The sequence below is a fragment of the Leptothoe sp. PORK10 BA2 genome (assembly GCF_034932105.1).
Classification (GTDB): domain Bacteria; phylum Cyanobacteriota; class Cyanobacteriia; order Phormidesmidales; family Phormidesmidaceae; genus Leptothoe.
Map to the genome: position 1 here is coordinate 1 of NZ_JAYGIG010000201.1, position 3,313 is coordinate 3,313.

2 protein-coding genes and 2 pseudogenes are annotated in these 3,313 nt (G+C 48.4%); 2 read left to right on the top strand and 2 right to left on the bottom strand.

Annotated features, from left to right (window positions below; all coding sequences use genetic code 11):
- A pseudogene (locus VB741_RS26590) lies at positions 1–134 on the top strand (group II intron reverse transcriptase/maturase); the annotation flags it as partial.
- 98 nt (positions 135–232) lie between these two features.
- On the opposite strand, the gene VB741_RS26150 reads toward VB741_RS26590, so the two are convergent.
- Both VB741_RS26150 and VB741_RS26155 read right to left on the bottom strand, forming a co-directional pair.
- Positions 233–2,317: a recombinase family protein gene (locus VB741_RS26150; protein WP_323368165.1), complete on the bottom strand. Its 2,085-nt coding sequence runs from the start codon at positions 2,315–2,317 to the stop codon at positions 233–235.
- A 199-nt stretch (positions 2,318–2,516) separates the two neighbouring features.
- Positions 2,517–2,774 (bottom strand): DUF5372 family protein, encoded by a 258-nt coding sequence (locus tag VB741_RS26155; RefSeq protein ID WP_323368166.1) that lies wholly within the window; start codon positions 2,772–2,774, stop codon positions 2,517–2,519.
- A gap of 35 nt (positions 2,775–2,809) precedes the next feature.
- On the opposite strand from VB741_RS26155, the pseudogene VB741_RS26160 reads away from it, so the two are divergent.
- Positions 2,810–3,220: pseudogene (locus VB741_RS26160) on the top strand (reverse transcriptase domain-containing protein); the annotation flags it as partial.
- Between the last annotated feature and the right edge of the window lie 93 nt (positions 3,221–3,313).

The following is a 3,313-nucleotide window of genomic DNA, read 5'->3' on the forward strand; positions in this document are numbered from 1 at the left end:
CCTATGCAAGGCTTCACTGGGACAAGATTCGCCAATCGTTGCGAGATGGAAGCTACCAACCTTCGCCGGTTCGCCGGGTAGTAATCCCCAAGCCGGGAGGGAAGGGAGAGCGACTGCTGGGAGTACCGACGGTGTGGTCATAATGCACCTTTTACAACTTACTTTCGGAATATAGAGCATTCCTGCCCTTGAGCTACTCCTAAGATACAGGATAACTAAAGAGGCAGAATATTCATCGCTGGCTCTGGCCAAGCCGTGCTTGCCTAATTTTCTCTGTTCGTGGAACCTGTGCCCAGGCCGTCAACTCTTGATGTTTTGATTCGGAAATAACAATCTGATAAGTGCCACAATGACTTTTCTGTGCCTGTAGAATACCAGTTTCAAGCCAGTAGTAAACGATATGTGTGGATACACCATATTGCTGAGCGACTTGTTTAACAGTTAACTCACCTTGACGATGTGTTGGACAAACAGGGATGTCATGCTTATATCGCAACCACTTGACCATGCTAGAGGTAAACGGTTTTCCAGACGAGCTTTTGATATCCAATTGATTGAGCGTATCAGCAATGTTTCTATCGTGAAGCGTTTTGGCTAACTCTCTAATCTTGTGGATGGTCTTATCCGGGTAGCGCACCCTGTCAGCCTGTTTTAGAGGAATGGGAATGGTTAAGGACTCCAGCTTTCCCCCCTTCCACCGAATATGTAGCACCAGCTGCCGAGGCTGCGCTAGTCGCTCTACGGTAACATCCTCAACCAGCAAGCGAATAATCTGCTTTTTTGGCTTGGACTGGGTCTGTTCTGCATTCCAAAGTTGAGGTAAGTGCTCGGCCAGCCTGAGAAGGTCTGCCTTATCAGTTTCACTCATCTGGTTGAGTGGTTGTGTTTGACGCTGTTGTAATCGGGCTTCTTTAATTTGTTGCACTTTGAGCAGTGCTTGTTCCCATCGGTTTTCTAGCGTGGCGGCTACTAAACGGTTAGCCGGGTCTACCTCTTCAAAGCGCCGCTGTGCAATTTGTGCCTCATAATCGGCTCGCTCTAAGGTTAATTGCCACTGCTTGTCTACTTTGGCATAGTGCGCTTCGATCTTGTCGAGCGACATTAGAGCGATTTCAAGCTGTTGTGGCTCTAGGGCTTCAAAAATCAGTGGAATAATGGCGTTGTCAACGATGTCAGCGCGAGTATTGAGACAGGAGCGTCCGGTTAGTCCTTCCTTCTTACGCCAGTTGCACTCATACTGCGGCCAGAGGCCACCATTGCCTGTGTAACGCACCGTCAGCCTTCGACCACACTTGCTACAGATGAGTAGACCATGCAGAAGCGCTTTCCCTTCTCTAGCCGCACTGGTCACAACCGTTCCTGCTCCGTTTGTCTGATTTTTTTGGAGGATATCTTGATTGGTCAGATATGTCTGCCAGCTGATATATGAGGAATGATGGTCCTGAATGATCACCTCCCACTTGTCTCTAGGTTGTAGCTTTAGCCTTGAGCTGAGGGTGCCATCAACGGATAGAGATTTTTCGACTTTATAGCGGCCATAGACATAGGCTCCTGTATAGGATGGATTTTTCAACAGCGTTATCGCTCTGCCATAGGTGAGTTTGCCCCAGATAATTTTTCCGTTCCATATGCCTCCATAGGCTCGTTTTGGAAAGTCTATTTGTTGTTCCCCGAAGTATCGGGTGACCCCGTACGCACTTCTTTTATTCGCAAATACTTGAAAGAATAGTTCTATAACTTCACGTACCTGTTCATCATGGTCAAAGACAATTTGACCAAAATCATCATAGCAATAACCAATCGGCAGGGGAAATCGTAATTCTCCCTTCTTGGCTTTGTTCTGTTTCCCTCCGGCTAGTCGAGAGCGGATGAAGTGGAGTTCTGCTTGAGACATGGTGCCCTTCAACCCAAGCAGCAATTGATCATTGAAGTCACTGGGGTCATAGCAACCATCTTCATCAATGATCAGCACACCTGAAAATGCACACAGCTCGACCAGTCGGCTCCAGTCGGCGGAAGATCGCGAGAGTCTAGAGGCTTCTAACGCTAAGATAGCACCGACTTTGCCCATTGATACATCAGACACAAGTAGCTGGAAGTCCTTGCGTGCAGTGCTTTCGGCTCCCGATAATCCTAAGTCGCCATCAAGTACTTCGATGAGTGACTCTGACCAACCGAGGGCAAGCGCACGCTCTTTGAGTGCATATTGTCGCTCAGTGCTCTCTCGATTCAGGCGTACTTGACCCATCGTTGACTGGCGTAGATAGACATAGGCTTTGCGATTCAAGTGGACAGGCTGAATTTTCGACTGGTGCATGTTTCTCTCCTTTCATATTTAGGAGAGCCTCAATATGTGTAAGAAGCATTTCAGCCACAATGGCACTGACTGAGGGAATAAAGTCCGCATTACAGGGCATTCTATCCATCCTTGTCACTCTCCCTTTTAAGCTGTTTTACTTAGGACAAGTTCGAGTGAACGAGCCTAGCCTCTTTCATATCGGGCTCACAGGAAATGATCAATATGGGTGGGAGTCTCTTTCGATCTGCTGCAAAGTCAATAACAACGCTTGAAACAAGTCTGGAGAAAGTCGCAACTCTGACTGATAGCCGATTGGCCGTTTCCGGTCGGTCCAGGACAAGGGAATAGAAAATGTGCCACTGATGCCACCTTTGACCAAAACCGTCTCTTGGCCTGAGACCCGACGGGCCTTCAGAACTTCAAAAGTTTGGCCGGAGTAGGGATGAAACGGATGGGTAATGGTGACAGATCCCAAATCCTGGTTGGGATACTGTGCAGTTTGATCTAATCGTGCCCACGGTTCTAGACCGGGTGATCCAGCAGGCTATCTTGCAGGTGCTGACGCCACTGTTCGACCCGGAGTTTTCCGAGTACAGCTTTGGTTGTCGTCCAAAACGCAGTGCCCATGGCGCGATAAAACAGGTCAAAGAATACGTCAAGCAGGGATATCGCGGAGTGGTGGATCTGGACTTGGAAAAGTTCTTCGACACCGTGAACCATGATGTTCTGATGGCGAGAGTTGCCCGCAAAGTGCGGGATAAGACGTTGCTGGGCTTGCTCGGTCGTTACCTGCGAGCCGGGGTGATGGTCGAAGGGAAGGTACAGGCGACGGATTGGGGAACGCCGCAAGGCTCGCCCCTATCGCCGTTACTGGCTAATATCCTATTTGTTAAATGTCAATTACATAGGCGACAGAAAAGGAAGGAATTAAGGGGGTAATTCTGACCGTTTTTCATGAGTCTAAAAAAGTATTTTTTCAAGTCATAGGAGATCGCTCGTTTCGATGATTTAACC